This is a genomic window from Enterobacter sp. TMH.L2 (genome assembly GCF_050847315.1).
In the GTDB taxonomy this organism is placed as follows: domain Bacteria; phylum Pseudomonadota; class Gammaproteobacteria; order Enterobacterales; family Enterobacteriaceae; genus Cedecea.
Genome location: NZ_CP193791.1, coordinates 295,036 through 312,413 on the forward strand (window position 1 = coordinate 295,036; position 17,378 = coordinate 312,413).

The 17,378-nt window shown below is 55.4% G+C and carries 15 protein-coding genes; 12 read left to right on the forward strand and 3 right to left on the reverse strand.

Annotated elements, in window-relative coordinates:
* The first annotated feature begins 152 nt into the window (after positions 1 to 152).
* The 7 genes from mreB (at position 153) to tldD (ending at position 10,348) form a co-directional block, all read left to right on the forward strand.
* The gene (mreB, locus tag ACREYP_RS01495) at positions 153 to 1,196 is read left to right on the forward strand and encodes a rod shape-determining protein MreB (protein WP_000913396.1); all 1,044 of its coding nucleotides are present in this window, start codon (positions 153 to 155) and stop codon (positions 1,194 to 1,196) included.
* A gap of 64 nt (positions 1,197 to 1,260) precedes the next feature.
* Positions 1,261 to 2,247 (forward strand): rod shape-determining protein MreC, encoded by a 987-nt coding sequence (gene mreC / locus ACREYP_RS01500; protein ID WP_008454901.1) that lies wholly within the window; start codon positions 1,261 to 1,263, stop codon positions 2,245 to 2,247.
* A complete protein-coding gene (gene mreD / locus ACREYP_RS01505) occupies positions 2,247 to 2,735 on the forward strand; it encodes a rod shape-determining protein MreD (protein WP_008454899.1) in 489 nt (162 codons plus the stop codon). The genes mreC and mreD overlap by 1 nt, the downstream gene beginning before the upstream one ends.
* A gap of 9 nt (positions 2,736 to 2,744) precedes the next feature.
* Positions 2,745 to 3,338 carry a Maf family protein gene (locus ACREYP_RS01510; protein ID WP_336818805.1) on the forward strand — a complete coding sequence of 198 codons (594 nt, stop codon included), beginning with the start codon at positions 2,745 to 2,747 and terminating at the stop codon, positions 3,336 to 3,338.
* Positions 3,328 to 4,797 carry a ribonuclease G gene (rng, locus tag ACREYP_RS01515; RefSeq protein ID WP_008454897.1) on the forward strand — a complete coding sequence of 490 codons (1,470 nt, stop codon included), beginning with the start codon at positions 3,328 to 3,330 and terminating at the stop codon, positions 4,795 to 4,797. The genes ACREYP_RS01510 and rng overlap by 11 nt, the downstream gene beginning before the upstream one ends.
* Positions 4,798 to 5,003: 206 nt before the next feature.
* Positions 5,004 to 8,816 carry an AsmA2 domain-containing protein YhdP gene (yhdP, locus tag ACREYP_RS01520; protein ID WP_336818806.1) on the forward strand — a complete coding sequence of 1,271 codons (3,813 nt, stop codon included), beginning with the start codon at positions 5,004 to 5,006 and terminating at the stop codon, positions 8,814 to 8,816.
* 86 nt (positions 8,817 to 8,902) lie between these two features.
* Positions 8,903 to 10,348, forward strand: a complete 1,446-nt coding sequence (gene tldD, locus ACREYP_RS01525) for a metalloprotease TldD (protein WP_336818807.1) — start codon at positions 8,903 to 8,905, stop codon at positions 10,346 to 10,348.
* A 17-nt stretch (positions 10,349 to 10,365) separates the two neighbouring features.
* Here the strand turns inward: tldD and aaeR are convergent, their stop codons facing one another.
* Positions 10,366 to 11,313, reverse strand: a complete 948-nt coding sequence (gene aaeR, locus ACREYP_RS01530; RefSeq protein WP_034807694.1) for an HTH-type transcriptional activator AaeR — start codon at positions 11,311 to 11,313, stop codon at positions 10,366 to 10,368.
* 177 nt (positions 11,314 to 11,490) lie between these two features.
* Between aaeR and aaeX the strand changes: the two genes are divergently transcribed.
* The 5 genes from aaeX to ACREYP_RS01555 all read left to right on the forward strand — a co-directional run bounded on the left by aaeX (position 11,491) and on the right by ACREYP_RS01555 (position 16,467).
* A complete protein-coding gene (aaeX, locus tag ACREYP_RS01535; protein ID WP_008454892.1) occupies positions 11,491 to 11,694 on the forward strand; it encodes a p-hydroxybenzoic acid efflux pump operon protein AaeX in 204 nt (67 codons plus the stop codon).
* A 7-nt stretch (positions 11,695 to 11,701) separates the two neighbouring features.
* A complete protein-coding gene (gene aaeA, locus ACREYP_RS01540) occupies positions 11,702 to 12,634 on the forward strand; it encodes a p-hydroxybenzoic acid efflux pump subunit AaeA (protein ID WP_008454891.1) in 933 nt (310 codons plus the stop codon).
* A 10-nt stretch (positions 12,635 to 12,644) separates the two neighbouring features.
* On the forward strand, positions 12,645 to 14,606 hold the full coding sequence (gene aaeB, locus ACREYP_RS01545) for a p-hydroxybenzoic acid efflux pump subunit AaeB (RefSeq protein WP_498881064.1): 1,962 nt from the start codon (positions 12,645 to 12,647) through the stop codon (positions 14,604 to 14,606).
* Between the two features lie 98 nt (positions 14,607 to 14,704).
* Positions 14,705 to 16,159 (forward strand): NAD-dependent succinate-semialdehyde dehydrogenase, encoded by a 1,455-nt coding sequence (locus ACREYP_RS01550; protein ID WP_008454889.1) that lies wholly within the window; start codon positions 14,705 to 14,707, stop codon positions 16,157 to 16,159.
* 35 nt (positions 16,160 to 16,194) lie between these two features.
* Positions 16,195 to 16,467 (forward strand): barstar family protein, encoded by a 273-nt coding sequence (locus tag ACREYP_RS01555; RefSeq protein ID WP_008454888.1) that lies wholly within the window; start codon positions 16,195 to 16,197, stop codon positions 16,465 to 16,467.
* A 71-nt stretch (positions 16,468 to 16,538) separates the two neighbouring features.
* Here ACREYP_RS01555 and yhcN (ACREYP_RS01560) read toward each other — a convergent pair whose 3' ends face one another.
* Positions 16,539 to 16,805, reverse strand: a complete 267-nt coding sequence (gene yhcN / locus ACREYP_RS01560) for a peroxide/acid stress response protein YhcN (RefSeq protein WP_008454887.1) — start codon at positions 16,803 to 16,805, stop codon at positions 16,539 to 16,541.
* 124 nt (positions 16,806 to 16,929) lie between these two features.
* Entirely contained in the window at positions 16,930 to 17,193 is a 264-nt protein-coding gene (yhcN, locus tag ACREYP_RS01565) for a peroxide/acid stress response protein YhcN (RefSeq protein WP_008454886.1), read from the reverse strand.
* Between the last annotated feature and the right edge of the window lie 185 nt (positions 17,194 to 17,378).

Below are 17,378 nucleotides of genomic sequence, written 5' to 3' on the forward strand. Positions count from 1 at the left end.
ATGTAGGAAGACGTTTCAAAAGTGTTACAGCCGTAGTGAACTGCACTATTTTTCACCGTTGCAGAACATTTTTGCGCCTTGTCGCTGTAGCGTGTGGTTGGTAAAGTAAGCGGATTTTGTATCCGCCCCAGCTTTCAGGATTATCCCTTAGTATGTTGAAAAAATTTCGTGGCATGTTTTCCAATGACCTGTCCATTGACCTGGGTACTGCGAATACCCTGATTTATGTGAAAGGACAAGGCATCGTACTGAATGAGCCCTCCGTTGTGGCCATTCGCCAGGACCGCGCCGGCTCGCCAAAAAGCGTTGCGGCCGTAGGCCATGATGCTAAACAGATGCTGGGCCGTACCCCGGGCAACATCGCGGCTATTCGTCCGATGAAAGACGGCGTTATCGCTGACTTCTTCGTGACTGAGAAAATGCTGCAGCACTTTATCAAACAGGTTCACAGCAACAGTTTCATGCGCCCAAGCCCGCGCGTGCTGGTGTGTGTGCCGGTAGGTGCTACCCAGGTTGAACGCCGTGCTATTCGTGAATCCGCACAGGGTGCAGGCGCACGTGAAGTGTTCCTGATTGAAGAACCTATGGCTGCGGCAATTGGCGCAGGCTTGCCGGTATCTGAAGCAACCGGCTCCATGGTTGTGGATATCGGTGGCGGTACCACCGAAGTGGCCGTTATCTCCCTGAACGGCGTGGTTTACTCCTCTTCCGTACGTATCGGCGGTGACCGCTTCGATGAAGCTATCATTAACTATGTGCGCCGTAACTACGGTTCACTGATTGGTGAAGCGACCGCGGAACGTATCAAACACGAAATCGGTTCTGCCTACCCGGGCGATGAAGTGCGTGAGATCGAAGTTCGCGGCCGTAACCTGGCTGAAGGTGTGCCACGCGGCTTCACCCTGAACTCTAACGAAATCCTCGAAGCATTGCAGGAGCCACTGACCGGTATTGTTAGCGCGGTGATGGTAGCGCTGGAACAGTGCCCGCCAGAGCTGGCATCCGATATCTCCGAGCGCGGTATGGTTCTGACCGGCGGTGGCGCATTGCTGCGTAACCTCGATCGCCTGCTGATGGAAGAGACGGGTATCCCGGTAGTAGTTGCAGAAGATCCACTGACCTGTGTTGCCCGCGGCGGCGGCAAGGCACTGGAAATGATCGACATGCACGGCGGCGACTTGTTTAGCGAAGAGTAACAGCCACAGGCCAGGGGGAGCTTTGCGCTGCCCCTGCTTGCTGGTTTGGGAATACGCATAGCCTATGAAGCCAATTTTTAGCCGTGGCCCGTCGCTACAGATTCGCCTTATTTTGGCGGTGCTGGTGGCGCTTGGTGTCATTATCGCCGACAGTCGCCTCGGTATGTTCAGCCAGATTCGAACATACATGGATACAGCCGTCAGTCCTTTCTATTTTGTCTCTAATGGTCCCCGTGAATTACTCGACAGCGTGTCTCAAACGCTGGCCTCGCGCGACCAGCTTGAACTTGAAAATCGGGTTCTGCGTCAGGAGTTAATCCTGAAAAACAGTGAATTGCTGATGCTGGGTCAATACCGGCAGGAGAACGCGCGCCTGCGCGAGCTGCTCGGTTCCCCGCTGCGTCAGGATGAACAAAAAATGGTGACCCAGGTCATCTCCACCGTTAACGATCCGTACAGCGATCAGGTGGTGATCGACAAGGGCAGCGTGAACGGCGTGTACGAAGGTCAGCCGGTTATTAGTGATAAAGGCGTTGTCGGCCAGGTTGTCGCCGTCGCGAAGCTGACCAGCCGGGTGCTGCTGATTTGCGATGCCACTCACGCGCTGCCTATTCAGGTACTGCGTAACGATATCCGCGTGATTGCCGCCGGTAACGGCTGCACGGACGATCTGCAGCTGGAGCATCTGCCGGCCAATACCGATATTCGTGTCGGCGATGTGCTGGTGACTTCTGGTCTTGGCGGCCGCTTCCCTGAAGGCTACCCGGTTGGCGTTGTATCATCCGTTAAGCTGGATACCCAGCGCGCCTATACCGTGATTCAGGCTCGTCCTACCGCCGGTCTGCAGCGTCTGCGCTATCTGTTGCTGCTTTGGGGCGCGGATAAAAACGGTTCGTCGCCAATGCCGCCAGAGGAAGTCCACCGCGTGGCCAATGAGCGCCTGATGCAGATGATGCCTCAGGTTCTGCCGCCGCCGGGTTCAATGGGCCCTCCTGCGCCGGTCCCAGCGCCAGCAACCGGTATCACACAGCCTGCTACGGGAGCACAGTAGTGGGAAGTTATCGCAGCCAGGGCCGTTGGGTTATCTGGCTTTCATTTTTGATTGCCCTGCTACTGCAGGTCATGCCCTGGCCGGATGACCTCAAGTTTTACCGGCCGGATTGGGTATTGTTGATTCTGCTTTACTGGATTTTAGCCCTGCCGCACCGCGTTAACGTCGGGACGGGTTTTATTGTGGGCGCCATACTGGATTTGATTAGCGGCTCCACGCTCGGCGTGCGTGCTCTATCATTGAGTATTGTGGCTTACCTGGTGGCGCTGAAATACCAGCTTTTCCGTAACCTCGCCCTTTGGCAGCAGGCGCTGGTTGTCATGCTGCTCTCGCTGGTCACAGACATCATTGTTTTCTGGTCAGAATTTTTAGTGATCAACGTCTCTTTCAGACCGGAAGTGTTCTGGAGTAGTGTAGTTAACGGTATCCTGTGGCCCTGGATTTTCCTGTTAATGCGCAAAGTTCGCCAGCAATTCGCTGTGCAATAAAAGGTAAACATGACTACGTTGTATCTGGCATCCGGTTCGCCTCGCCGTCAGGAGCTTCTGACCCTGCTGGGCGTTTCTTTCGAGCGTCTCGTGCCTGGCATTGAAGAACAGCGGCAGCCGCACGAAAGCGCGGAACAGTATGTTCGCCGTCTGGCGCGCGAAAAAGCGCAGGCCGGGGTGGAGATGGCCGCCGAAGATTTGCCTGTACTGGGTGCGGATACAATCGTTATCTTCAACGGCGAAGTGCTGGAAAAACCACGGGATACAGAGCATGCCGCACAGATGCTACGTTTGCTCTCAGGCAATCAGCACCAGGTGATGACGGCAGTTGCTATCGCCGACGCCAGTCAGGTGCTGGAAGCGTTGGTGGTGACCGATGTGACGTTCCGCCGCTTATCCGAACAGGATATTGCCGATTATATTGCCAGCGGTGAACCTATGGACAAAGCCGGAGCTTACGGCATTCAGGGGCTTGGTGGCTGTTTCGTTAAAAGGATTAATGGCAGTTATCATGCAGTGGTGGGATTACCGCTGGTGGAAACTGGTGAGTTGCTGAGCAATTTTCACGCGCTGCGTGACGGACGAGGAAAAGATGACGGCTGAACTATTAGTCAACGTTACCCCATCAGAGACGCGGGTGGCCTATATTGACGGTGGCATACTGCAAGAAATTCATATTGAGCGCGAAGCGCGCCGCGGAATAGTAGGGAATATCTACAAAGGTCGCGTTAGCCGGGTGTTGCCTGGAATGCAGGCGGCGTTTGTAGATATTGGCCTGGACAAGGCGGCATTCCTTCATGCTTCTGACATTATGCCGCACACCGAGTGCGTCGCCGGTGAGGAGCAAAAGAACTTTAGCGTGCGCGACATCGCCGAACTGGTTCGCCAGGGGCAGGATTTAATGGTGCAGGTGGTCAAAGATCCGCTGGGCACCAAAGGCGCTCGCCTAACCACCGACATCACGCTTCCTTCCCGTTACCTCGTTTTCATGCCCGGCGCTTCTCACGTAGGTGTTTCCCAACGTATCGAAAGCGAAGCCGAGCGCGACCGCCTGAAGCGTATCGTGAATGAGTATTGCGATGAGCAAGGTGGCTTCATTATTCGTACCGCTGCGGAAGGCGTGTGTGAAGAAGATTTAGCCTCTGATGCGGCTTACCTGAAGCGCGTCTGGACCAAGGTCAGCGAGCGTAAAAAACGCAATCAAACCCGCTACCAGATGTACGGTGAACTGGCGCTGGCCCAGCGCGTATTGCGTGATTTTGCCGACGCGGCGTTGGACAGAATTCGCGTTGATTCCCGCCTGACTTACGAAATGCTGCTGGAATTTACCGCCGAGTACATGCCGGAGATGACCAGCAAAATCGAGCATTACAGCGGCCGCCAGCCGATTTTCGATCTCTACGACGTTGAGAATGAAATCCAGCGTGCGCTGGAGCGTAAGGTGGAACTGAAGTCTGGCGGCTATCTGGTGATTGACCAGACCGAAGCGATGACCACGGTGGATATTAATACCGGCGCGTTCGTGGGCCATCGCAATCTCGACGACACAATTTTTAATACAAATATCGAAGCGACTCAGGCCATCGCGCGCCAGCTCCGGCTGCGTAATCTGGGCGGCATTATCATCATCGACTTCATCGATATGAGTAATGAAGATCACCGCCGCCGCGTGCTGCATTCTCTCGAACAGGCGCTGAGCAAAGATCGCGTGAAGACCAGCATTAACGGCTTCTCCCAGCTCGGCCTGGTCGAGATGACTCGCAAGCGCACGCGCGAAAGCGTAGAGCATGTGCTGTGCAACGAATGCCCGACCTGCCACGGTCGCGGCACCGTAAAGACGGTGGAAACGGTTTGCTACGAAATTATGCGTGAAATCGTTCGTGTGCATCATGCCTACGATTCCGACCGTTTCCTGGTCTATGCTTCTCCTGCGGTGGGCGAGGCGTTGAAAAGCGAAGAGTCTCACGCGCTGGCTGAAGTAGAAATCTTTGTGGGTAAACAGGTCAAAGTTCAGATTGAACCGCTCTACAATCAGGAGCAGTTCGACGTCGTGATGATGTAAATACGCAAATGCGCATTGCAGACGACTGACAAACCTCTGATGATAGAAGAAATACCAGACGTTTAGTCAAAAAAAACAGGAAAATCAATTCGTTGATTTTCGGCTGATAATCACAAAGAGGGAAAAACCACGCTTTTTCCCTCTTTGTCAGCAACCTCAAATGTGCGGATGCGCATTTTGCCCGTAAGGCTGACAAGGAGAGAAAGGTGAGGCGACTGCCCGGCATTCTGCTGCTCACAGGCGTAACGTTGGTTGTTATCGTCGCGCTACTGGTGAGTGGCCTGCGGCTCGTTTTGCCGCACCTGGATGCCTGGCGGCCCGCGCTGCTGGATAAAATTGAAGCCGCCACCGGTTTGCCGGTGGAAGTCAGTAAGTTACAGGCAAGCTGGGAGAATTTTGGCCCCACGCTTGATGTTCGCGACGTTAAGGCCGGCCTCAAAGACGGCGGTACGCTGAGTATCAAACGCGTTACGCTGGCGCTGGATGTCTGGCAAAGCCTGCTGCACGCTCGCTGGCAGTTTCGCGACCTGACCTTCTATCAGCTGCAAATGCGAACCAACACGCCGCTCAGCCAGAACGGCGGAGATGGTACGCTGGAAGCGGACAAAATCAGCGATCTTTTCCTTCGTCAGTTCGATCACTTCGATCTTCGCGACAGCTCCCTTAGCTTCCTGACGCTCTCCGGCCAGCGGGCCGAACTTTCTATTCCTCAACTGACCTGGCTTAACGGTAAAAACCGCCACCGCGCAGAAGGCCAGGTCAGCCTGTCCAGCTTTAACGGCCAGCACGGCGTGGCCAACGTTCGTATGGATCTGCGGGATGAAAACGGGATTCTGAACAACGGCAAGGTCTGGCTGCAGGCAGATGACGTCGACGTGAAACCCTGGCTGGGCCGCTGGATGGAAGACAATGTCGACCTGAAAAGCGCCCGTTTTAGCCTCGAAGCCTGGATGGATGTGAAAGAAGGGGATATCAGCGGCGGCAGCATCTGGCTGAAAAAAGGCGGGGCAAGCTGGCCGGGTTCCGGCAGCGTGACGCACTCGCTTTCGGTCGATAATCTTACCGCTCAGGTCAGCCGGGAGAAATCCAGCTGGCAGATCTCCGTCCCTTCTACCAATATCACGCTGGATGACCAGGCGTGGCCGAAAGGCTCGCTCTCTGTGGCCTGGGTAGCCCCGCAGGATGTAGGCGGGAAACAAAGCCAGCGCAGCGATGAACTTCGCGTACGCGCCAGCAATATGGAACTTGACAGGTTTAATGGCCTGTTGCCGATTGCCGCCAAAATTTCGCCGCAGCTGGGGGATATCTGGACTTCGCTGCAGCCTCAGGGCCACATTGACGTGCTGGCGCTGGACATTCCACTCCAGCAAACCGAGCTGACTCGTCTGCAGGCCCGGTGGAAAGATGTGAGCTGGAAGCAGTGGAAACTGTTGCCTGGCGCGGAGCACTTCTCAGGATCGGTGACCGGCAGCGTCGCAAACGGGCAGCTTAATGCCGAAATAACCGACGCAAAAATGCCTTATGAAACCGTCTTCCGCGCGCCGCTTGAGATTGAGAAAGGCGTAGCGACGCTTGCCTGGCAGAAAAACGCAGACGGCTTCCAGCTAGACGGCAAGAATGTCGACGTTAAGGCTCGCTCCGTTTGGGCGCGTGGCGATTTCCGCTACTTCCAGCCCGCCAGCGGCGATCCGTGGCTGGGCATTTTGGCGGGCATTAGCACCGATAACGGTGCGGACGCCTGGCGCTACTTCCCGGAAAACCTGATGGGCAAAGAGCTGACGGATTATCTCAGCTCGGCGATTCAGGGTGGCCAGGCCGATAACGCCACGCTGGTGTACGGCGGCAACCCACATCTTTTCCCCTACGAGCACAACGAAGGCCAGTTTGAGGTGTACGTCCCGCTTCGTAACGCAAAATTTGCTTTCCAGCCGGACTGGCCTGCGCTGGAAAACCTCGATATCACGCTAGATTTCATCAATAACGGGCTGTGGATGAACAGCAAGTCGGTCAAGCTGGGCGGTGTAACGGCCACTAACTTGACGGCAAACATCCCCGATTATGCCAAAGAAAAGCTGCTGATAGATGCCGACATCAATGGCCCGGGCAATGCGGTAGGGCCTTATTTCAAAGATACGCCGCTGGAGGATTCCCTGGCTGCCGCGCTGGATGAACTCCAGATTGGCGGCGATGTGAATGCCCGCTTACATCTGGATATTCCTCTCACTGGTGAAATGACAACGGCCAAAGGCGATGTGCGGCTGAACAACAACACGCTGCTGATCAAACCGCTGAACAGTACGCTGCATAATCTGAGCGGCAAATTCAGCTTTACCAACGGTGACCTGCAGAGTGAAGCGATGAGCGCGAGCTGGTTTAATCAGCCGGTGAGCCTGAACTTCAACACCAAAACTGGCGATAAAGACTATCAGATTGGCGTCAACCTGAGCGGCGACTGGCAGCCCAATAAAACCGGTGTGTTGCCGAAGCAGGTCAACGACGCGCTCAGCGGAAACATCGCGTGGAAAGGCGACGTGGGTATTACGCTGCCTTATCACGGCAGCGCCAGTTACAAGGTCAATCTGGCGGGCGATCTGAAGAATGTGAGCAGTCACTTACCTGCGCCTGTAGATAAAAAATCCGGGGCAGCGCTGCCGCTGAATATCGCCGTTAAGGGCGATTTAAAGAGCTTCGATCTCACGGGCAATGCAGGCGCGCTCAATCACTTCTCCAGCCGCTGGCTGCTGAATAAGAAACTCACCCTCGACCGGGCTATTTGGGCGACGGACAGTAAAACTGTGCCGCCTCTGCCAGAGCAACCGGGCGTGGAGCTCGATCTCCCTGCAATGGACGGCGCTCAGTGGCTGGCGCTCTTCAGTGAAGGCGCGGCGGACAGCGTTGGGGGATCTGCCGTCTTCCCGTCCGCAGTGACACTGCGGACCCCGGCATTAACGCTGGCGGGCCAGCAATGGCATAACCTGAGCCTGGTTTCTCGCCCGGAGATGAACGGCACGCAGGTTGAGGCCCAGGGGCGTGAAATTAATGCCTCGCTGAACATGAAGAACAACGCGCCCTGGCAGGCCAGCGTTAAGTATCTTTATTTCAACCCGAACTGGAGCGTTCTCCCGAGTGGTGCAAACGGAACGGAGACGCAGCAGGTCCCGGAAAGCGGCGATACGCTTAGCTTCCGTGGCTGGCCAAATGTGCAGCTGCGCTGCGCGGAGTGCTGGCTGTGGGGACAGAAATATGGCCGTATCGATGGGGATGTGACCATTAATGGCGACACGCTGCAGCTGGCCAATGGGCTGATTGATACCGGCTTTGCTCGCCTCACCGCCGACGGTGAATGGGTGAATAAACCCGGCAGCGAACGTACTTCCCTGAAAGGCAAGCTGAAGGGCGAGAAGCTCGACGCGGCCGCGAACTTCTTTGGCGTGAAAACGCCGCTGCAGGGCTCTTCTTTCGACGTTGATTATGACCTGCACTGGCGGGCGGTACCCTGGAAGCCGGATGAAGCTTCGCTGAACGGTATTCTGCATACCAGGCTGGGGAAAGGGCAAATTACCGACGTCAGCACGGGCCATGCGGGCCAGCTTCTGCGCCTGGTCAGCTTTGACGCGCTGCTTCGCAAACTCCGTTTCGATTTTAGCGATACCTTTGGCAGCGGATTCTACTACGACTCGATTCGCAGCACCGCCTGGATAAAAGATGGCGTATTGCATACTGACGACACGCTGGTTGACGGGCTTGAGGCGGATATCGCGATGAAAGGCTCGGTAGACTTAGTCCGTCGCGAGCTAAATATGGAAGCGGTTGTTGCCCCTGAAATCTCCGCGACGGTAGGCGTGGCTACCGCTTTTGCGGTTAACCCAATAGTCGGCGCCGCGGTGTTTGCCGCCAGTAAAGTGCTTGGCCCGCTGTGGAGCAAAATCTCGGTGCTGCGCTACAGCATTACCGGCCCGGTAGATAAACCGAAAATTGATGAAGTGCTGCGGCAGCCGCGCACCAGCGAAGCTCACTGATTTGACGTTAGCGGTTAATTGCCGCAAGCTCCATAAATAAACCATTCCTCGCCAAACGGGCGATAAGCAATAAGAGTAGCGAAACGATGAGTCTTAACCTGGTAAGTGAGCAGTTGCTGTCTGCGAATGGCTTAACCCATCAAGATCTGTTTTCCATTCTCGGGCAGCTGTCCGAGCGCCGTCTCGACTACGGCGATCTCTATTTCCAGTCCAGCTATCATGAATCCTGGGTGCTGGAAGACCGTATTATTAAAGACGGTTCATGGAATATCGATCAGGGCGTTGGCGTTCGTGCGGTTAGCGGTGAGAAAACCGGGTTTGCCTATGCCGATCAAATTACTTTGCAAGCGCTGGAGCAAAGCGCTCATGCGGCCCGCAGCATCGTTCGTGAGCAGGGCGACGGGCGCGCCCGTACGCTGGGTAACGTTCCTCACAGCGCGCTTTATACCAGCGCCGATCCGCTGCTAAGCATGACGCGTGAAGAGAAGCTCGACATCCTGAGACGCGTGGACAGCGTTGCGCGCGCCGCGGATGCTCGAGTGCAGGAAGTTAGCGCCAGCCTGACCGGGGTGTATGAATTGATTCTGGTTGCGGCCACGGACGGGACGCTGGCGGCAGATGTTCGCCCTCTGGTGCGCCTGTCGGTTAGCGTTCAGGTTGAGGAAGACGGCAAGCGCGAACGCGGTGCAAGCGGCGGCGGCGGTCGTTTTGGCTATGAGTATTTCCTGGAAAGCGTGAACGGCGCAGTGCGGGCTGATGCCTGGGCGAAAGAAGCCGTGCGCATGGCGATGGTTAATTTGTCCGCCGTTGCTGCTCCGGCGGGAATGCTTCCGGTGGTACTGGGCGCAGGCTGGCCAGGCGTGCTGCTGCACGAAGCGGTCGGGCACGGTCTGGAAGGCGACTTTAACCGTCGCGGGACTTCGGTCTTCAGCGGCCAGATGGGCCAGCTGGTGGCCTCCGAACTCTGTACCGTGGTGGATGATGGCACGATGGCTAACCGCCGTGGTTCCGTCTCTATTGATGACGAAGGCGTGCCGGGTCAATACAACGTGCTGATCGAAAACGGCATTCTTAAAGGCTATATGCAGGACAAGCTCAATGCCCGCCTGATGGGCGTGGCGCCTACCGGGAACGGTCGTCGTGAGTCCTATGCCCACCTGCCGATGCCGCGCATGACCAACACCTACATGCTGGCTGGGAAATCCACGCCGCAGGAGATTATCGAGTCCGTGGATTACGGCATCTTCGCGCCAAACTTCGGCGGTGGTCAGGTAGACATCACCTCCGGCAAGTTTGTGTTCTCCACCTCGGAAGCCTACCTGATTGAAAAAGGGAAGGTGACCAGGGCAGTGAAAGGCGCCACGCTGATTGGGTCCGGCATCGAAACCATGCAGCAAATTTCGATGGTTGGGAACGATCTGGCGCTGGATAATGGCGTCGGCGTCTGCGGTAAAGAAGGCCAAAGCCTGCCGGTTGGCGTCGGCCAGCCAACCCTGAAGGTTGATAACCTGACCGTGGGCGGCACTGCCTGAGTCAATATGAGGCCGGACTAGCTCCGGCCCGTTTGTTTTGCCTTCCCGTTCCTGCCCTGCACGCCCTGATAAAGCTCCGCTACCTTCACAAAATAGTTCGTCAGATAGTTAATACATACCTGCACCTTCAGCGGCAGTTTGTCTTTTTCGGTATACAGCGCGTACACCGGACGGGGATCGGACTGATAGCGAGGGAACAGGATCTCCAGCTGTCCGCTATTGATCTCGTCGATCACCCACATCAGCGGCGCATAGCCAATACCTGCCCCGGCTTTCAGCCACCGGCTGAGCGTCATCGGATCGTTGGTGACAAAGCGGCCCTGCGGCAACAGGCGGGTCGAGATCCCTTCGGGCGCAATCAGCTCAAATTCATTATCCGGCCGGATGCTGTATTCCAGCCATGAATGGTTAGCCAAATCAGCCGGTTTTTCCGGCGTACCGTGAATGTGCAGATAGCTTTTGGCGGCACAAACCACCATTGGCATTGACCCCAGCCTGCGGGAAAACAGGCTCGAATCCTGCAAAGCGCCGACGCGAATGACCAAATCAAGACCATCGGCAATCAGGTCAGGTGCCGGTATGCCGGTGACCAGGTTGACGGTCAGGCCGGGATGTTCACGCAGCATTTCGGCGGTCATGTCGGCGAGAACATTCTGTGCCATAGTTGAAGAGCTACCGATGCGCAGCGTGCCGATAGGCGTGTTGTTAAAGGCGTAAAGCTGCTCGTGGACTTCCTGTGCTTCGTGCAGCATTTTGCGGCAGCCTTGATAATAAATTTTGCCGGCTTCGGTCAGGCCAATGCTGCGGGTGCTGCGGTTAAGCAGTTTAACCTGCAGCTCATCTTCCAGCTTGGACACGATCTGGCTGATGGAAGATACGCTCATTTGTAGCTGCCTTGCGGCAGCGGTGTAGGAGCCAAGTTCAACGACTTTGGCAAACACCGACATACGTTTCAGTCGTTCCATTGTTCACTCTGAGTGAAAAGTGATTTAGATCACACATTATAGATAACAGGGTAACAGTTACGTTAATATATTATTATTAACATAACTCATACCGCACGCTCGCCCGCCTTTTCTGGCCTCTCCGTCGCGGTTTGTCGTCGAGTTATGTATCGCCTGCATTATCTTATCAAGGTCAAAATGAGTCTATTTCCGGTTATCGTAATATTCGGTCTTTCCTTTCCGCCGATATTCTTCGAATTAATTCTGTCGCTCGCCGCGTTCTGGCTGGCGCGTCGGCTGCTGACCCCAACCGGCATTTATGATTTTGTCTGGCACCCTGCATTATTCAATACAGCGCTCTATTGCTGCCTTTTTTATCTGATTTCGCGTTTGTTCGTTTGAGGTTGATGTGAAAATACTAACAAGAAACATAACCCGTACCGCTATCACGCTTTTGCTGGTGCTGCTGGCCTTCATCGCTATCTTCCGTGCGTGGGTGTTTTACACCGAATCCCCGTGGACACGAGACGCGCGTTTCACCGCTGACGTTGTTGCCATTGCGCCGGACGTGTCCGGGCTTATCACCAGCGTGAACGTTCAGGACAACCAACTGGTGAAAAAAGACCAGGTGCTGTTCACCATCGACCAGCCGCGCTACCAGAAAGCGCTCGAGCAGGCCGAAGCAGACGTGGCTTATTACCAGGCGCTGTCCTCTGAAAAACGTCGTGAAGCCGGGCGGCGTAACTCCCTTGGCATTCAGGCCATGTCGCGCGAAGAGATTGATCAGTCCAACAACTCGCTGCAAACCGTTCTTCATCAGCTAGATAAAGCCCAGGCGACGCGCGATCTGGCCAAACTAGACCTGCAGCGCACGGTCATTCGTGCCCCAGCGGACGGCTGGGTAACCAACCTTAACGTGCACACCGGGGAATTTATTAACCGCGGCGCAGCGTCCGTCGCGCTGGTGAAACAGAATTCGTTCTACATTCTGGCCTACATGGAAGAGACTAAACTGGAAGGAATTCGTCCGGGCTATCGCGTACAGATCACGCCGCTTGGCAGTAACCGCGTGCTGCGCGGCAGCGTCGACAGCATCTCTGCCGGGGTGACAAACGCCAGCAGTACCAGCGATTCAAAAGGCATGGCAACGGTCGACTCCAACCTTGAGTGGGTCCGCCTTGCTCAGCGTGTGCCGGTCAGAATCCGCCTTGATGAACAGATGGGGAATCTGTATCCCGCCGGAACAACGGCCACTGTCGTTGTGACGGGAGAAAAAGACCGCAAAGCGGAGAATGACTCAGCCTTTATTAAGCTGATGCATCGTCTGCGCGAGTTCGGTTAAGCAGGCCGCTATGTATAACATTTCCAGGCTGCACGTCCGCTTTGCGATAAAGCTCGCTTTCGCCATTGTTCTGGCGGTGTTTGTCGGTTTTCACTTTGAGCTGGAAACGCCGCGCTGGGCGGTGCTGACCGCCGCGATTGTGGCCGCCGGGCCAGCCTTTGCCGCTGGAGGAGAGCCTTATTCCGGGGCCATACGCTACCGCGGGATGCTGCGCATTATCGGGACATTTATTGGCTGTGCGGCCGCGCTGGTCATCATTATCACGCTGATCCGTGCCCCGGTTGTCATGCTGCTGGTGTGCTGTATCTGGGCCGGATTCTGTACCTGGATCTCCTCGCTTGTTCGCGTCGAAAACTCCTATGCCTGGGGCCTCGCGGGCTACACTGCGCTGATTATTGTGGTCACTATTCAGGTTGCTCCGCTGACTACGCCGCAGTTTGCCGTTGAACGCTGTAGCGAAATCGTTATCGGGATTGTGTGTGCCATCGTCGCCGACCTGCTGTTTTCTCCGCGTTCCATCAAGCAGGAGATTGACCGGGAACTGGATAACCTGCTGGTGGACCAATACCGCCTGATGCAGCTTTGTATTGCCCACGGCGACAAAGAAGAGGTGGATAAAGCCTGGAGCGGGCTGGTGCGTAAAGTCACCGCGCTGAACGGCATGCGTGCCAACCTGAATATGGAATCCGCCCGCTGGGCGAAGGCCAACCGACGCCTGAAAGCGATCAACACCCTTTCGCTGACGCTGATCACCCAGGCCTGTGAAACTTTCCTGATTCAAAACACCCGGCCCGAATACGTCACGCCAGAATTCCGCCAGCTTTTTTCCGTCGAAGTGGAAACCGCCGACGACGTTTATAAGCGGATGAAAGTGCTGCGCCGAGCGATATCTGCGATGGGCGAAAAGGCCACACCGATAACCATCGGATCCTGGGTTTCCGCCTCGACTCGCTATCTGTTGCTGAAGCGCGGGTTTATCAGTAATAGCCGCGTGAGCGCGATTGAAGAAGAAGTGCTGAACGGTGAAGCGGTGGTGAAGGTGGAATCCGCCGAGGGCCATCACGCGATGATTAACTTCTGGCGCACGACGATTTCCTGCGTGCTTGGAAGCCTGTTCTGGCTCTGGACCGGCTGGACATCCGGCAGCGGCGCGATGGTGATGATTGCGGTGGTGACGGCGCTGGCAATGCGCCTGCCTAACCCGCGCATGGTTTCGCTCGACTTCCTGTATGGCATGCTGGTGGCGCTGCCGCTCGGCGCGTTCTACTTCCTTGTGGTGCTGCCGTCCACGCAGCAGAGTATGCTGCTGCTGTGTATCAGCCTTGCCCTGCTGGGCTTCTTTATGGGCATTGAGGTGCAGAAGCGGCGGCTGGGTTCTATGGGGGCGCTGGCCGGGACGATAAATATTATCGTGCTGGATAACCCGATGACTTTCCATTTCAGCAGCTTCCTCGACAGCGCGCTGGGGCAGATCGTCGGTTGTTTCCTGGCCATGATGGTGATCCTGCTGATCCGAGATAATTCGAAAGAGCGCACGGGCCGCACGCTACTGAACCAGTTTGTCTCCGCTGCGGTATCGGCGCTGACGACTAATAATGCCCGGCGGAAAGAGAACCACCTTCCGGCGCTGTATCAGCAGCTGTTTTTACTGTTGAACATGTTCCCTGGCGACATAGATCGTTATCGCCTTGCGCTGACGCTAATCATCGCGCATCAACGCCTGCGCGATGCGCCTATCCCGGTCAATGACGATCTCTCTGCCTTCCACCGGCAGTTGCGTAAAACGGCGGATAAGGTGATTTCTGCCAGCAGTGATGATAAGCGAGAGCGCTATTACGAAAGCCTTTTAGGCGAGCTGGAAATCTATCAAGAGAAGCTTCGCCTGTGGGAAGCGCCGCGGCAGGTCACCGAGCCGGTGAAACGGCTGGCAGACATTTTACATCGCTACCGGCACACGCTGATTAACGCCTGAGCCCAACCTTAGCCTGAAGAGCCGACGCCTGCGTCGGCTTTTTTCTATCTATACTTAACTGCGGTCCATGGGATGAACACTTATGAACAGGAGCTATTATGACGAATCAGACACTCCCGCAAAGTGAGCTTTTTAAAACCGGCTATCTGGTCGCAGGCAAGTGGCATTCGCTCGAAGACACTTTTGATGTGCTGAATCCTGCTACGGGAGAAATAGTGGCCAGAGTGGCAAGAGCCGGCAAACGAGAAACCGAAGCCGCGATTGAGGCCGCCAGCAAAGCTTTCCCCGCCTGGCGGGCGAAAACTGCCAAACAGCGATCTGAAATTCTCTACCGTTGGTTTGAACTGATGCTGGCGAACAAAAGCTGGCTCGCCCGGTTAATGACCCTTGAGCAGGGGAAGCCGCTCAAAGAGGCTGAGGGTGAAGTGGATTACGCCGCCAGCTTCATTCAATGGTTTGCTGAACAGGGCAAACGCGCCAACGGCGAGATTATTCCTCCGGTTAAGCCCGGTTCTCGCATTCTGGCCACGCGTGAACCCGTCGGCGTAGTCGCGGCAATCACGCCGTGGAATTTCCCCATGGCGATGCTGACCCGCAAGCTCGGGCCTGCTCTGGCCGCTGGCTGTACCGGAGTGATAAAGCCCGCGAATAACACGCCTCTTTCCGCTTTTGCTTTGCTTGAACTGGCGAAGCAGGCCGGCGTGCCGGACGGCGTATTGAATGCCGTGGCCGGGAAAACCCAGGAAATTAGCGATGCCATTATGGCCAGCCATCAGGTGCGCAAAATCTCCTTCACGGGTTCAACGGCGGTGGGCAAAACGCTGATGCGTAATGCCGCAGAAACGATGAAAAAAGTGTCGATGGAGCTGGGGGGCAATGCGCCTTATATCGTGTTTGATGACGCGGATATTGATGCGGCGGTAAAAGGTGCCATTGCTAACAAATTCCGTAATGCTGGCCAGGTTTGCGTCAGCGTTAACCGTTTCTTCATCCAGCAAAATGTGTACGACAGTTTTGTGAATAAGCTTGCTGCAGAGGTTGGGAAGCTGAAAGTAGGCAACGGCCTGGAAGAGGGCGTGATTGTCGGGCCGCTGATTGAGCAATCTGCGGTGGAAAAAGTACGAGAGCATGTTGATGACGCGCTGGCGAAAGGTGGGAAAGCGCTTGTCGGCGGCAAGCCCCATGCGCTGGGCGGCAATTTCTGGCAGCCCACCGTTATCATCAACGCTAACGATGATATGAAACTGGCCAGGGAAGAGACGTTTGGCCCCCTTGCGGCCTGCTTCCGCTTTGAAACGGAAGAAGAGGTCATCGAAAGAGCCAACAATACGCCATTTGGGCTGGCGGCCTATTTCTATACCCAGAATTTACAGCGCGTTTTCCGCGTCTCTCAGGCTCTGGAAAGTGGCATGGTTGGGATCAATGAGTGTGCTGTTTCTACGGAACTTGGGCCCTTCGGCGGCGTGAAAGAGTCGGGGTTAGGGCGTGAAGGCTCCGTGCTGGGGCTGGACGAGTTCCTTGAAGTGAAAACGCTACATATCGGCGGGCTTTAGCTCAGCGCTTGCTTAAAAGAGTCGGGGCGGCAGCGATGAAAAAATTTACTTTTGATTTTAACCACATCGAGGACAACCTGGCTTTCTATCGCCAGTTTGCGGAGCAACTCGCGCTACGCAAAGAGCAGGTTCACGACCTGGATAGCCTGTGGGACGTGGTCACGGCGTCAATGTTACCGCTGCCCGTGGAGATCGAATTTGCGCATTTGCCGGAGAGCAAGCGGCGCAGGTTCGGGGCGCTCATTCTGCTTTTTGACGAGGCAGAAGAAGAACTGGAAGGCCAGCTCCGCTTTAACATTCACGGCTAGCGTTTGAGCCGCGGCCATAAAAAAGCCCCCGGCGAGCGGGGGCAAAGTCGTAGGACAAGTACGACGAGGGTTTATTTGTACAGCTCTGCGGTTGCGTGCCAGTTATCGCCGCTACGGGCTTCAATCACGCGGTAAGCAGAGGCACCTTGTTCTGTGGCTTTCTGGGACAATTCCTGACGCATATCCATTGGTGCGCTGCCGACCTGGCTTACAGAAATGGAACCCATGGATTGCAGGCCTTGAGCTTGTTCGCTGTTGATCTGGTGTGCGGCAGCGTTAGCGCCTAAAGAGATAAAGGACAGCAGGCTCAGTGCGGCGATAGTTAATTTGGTTTTCATAGTCTTTACTCCTGAAGGTTTAACGTGGCGGCCGGAAGGGCTTAATCGCGATTTTTCTACTTAGGGCCGCCGAGGCTTAACGTTTCTACTCAACTCTATTCAACTGGCTTAGGGCTAAGAACGCTTATTTGTACAGTTCTGCCGTTGCGTGCCAGTGTCCACCGGTGCGGGCTTCGATCACGCGATAAGCGGAAGCGCCGTTTTGCTCAGCTTTTTGGTTCAGCATTTCGTGCATATCCATCGGAGAACTGCCGATGTCATCCACGGAAACGGTACCCAGTGACTGGCGATTCTGCGCTTGCTGAGCGTCGATAGAGTCAGCGGCGAAAACGCCGAATGACAGAGCGGAGAGCAGGCTGGCGGTAACTAAAGTGGCTTTCATGTTCATGGTTTTTTCCTCGTCGTATTCTTTTGGTTGGGTCATCGTTCTGTGACCCTCATCACGAAATCAAGTATACACTAGTTACGGTAAAAATTAATACCCTGCTAATTGTTGCCTATGCAACTTTAAATTAACGAAATGATTTTTTATTCCTGATAGTTATTAAAAAGACGTTTTTATCACGGCTTTTT